The sequence below is a fragment of the Mesorhizobium sp. M8A.F.Ca.ET.161.01.1.1 genome (assembly GCF_004792105.1).
Taxonomy (GTDB): domain Bacteria; phylum Pseudomonadota; class Alphaproteobacteria; order Rhizobiales; family Rhizobiaceae; genus Mesorhizobium.
The window spans coordinates 1-292 of the sequence record NZ_SRTD01000438.1; the positions used below are offsets into that span (position 1 = coordinate 1).

At 68.8% G+C, this 292-nt stretch carries 1 protein-coding gene; it reads left to right on the plus strand.

From position 1 onward, the window contains the following. Positions 1-14: 14 nt before the first annotated feature. On the plus strand, positions 15-292 hold a 278-nt coding region (locus EN804_RS36435), incomplete at its 3' end, for a succinate dehydrogenase, hydrophobic membrane anchor protein (RefSeq protein WP_135922431.1).

Below are 292 nucleotides of genomic sequence, written 5' to 3' on the forward strand. Positions count from 1 at the left end.
TTCGGAGGTGCCGCGTGAGCAAGTTCCGTACCCCGTTGAAGAACGTGCGCGGCCTGGGCTCGGCCAAGACCGGCACCGAGCACTTCGTGCACCAGCGCCTGACCGCCGCCGCACTGGTGGTGCTGGGCATCTGGTTCCTGGTCTTCGTGCTGGGCCTGCTCGGCTCGGACTACGCGACCGCCGCCGCCGCCGTGGCCAAGCCGTGGAACGCGGTGCCGCTGATCGGCCTGCTGATCGCCATGGTCATCAACATCTTCCTGGCGTCGTCGGCGCTCGCCTTCGCCATCTCGGC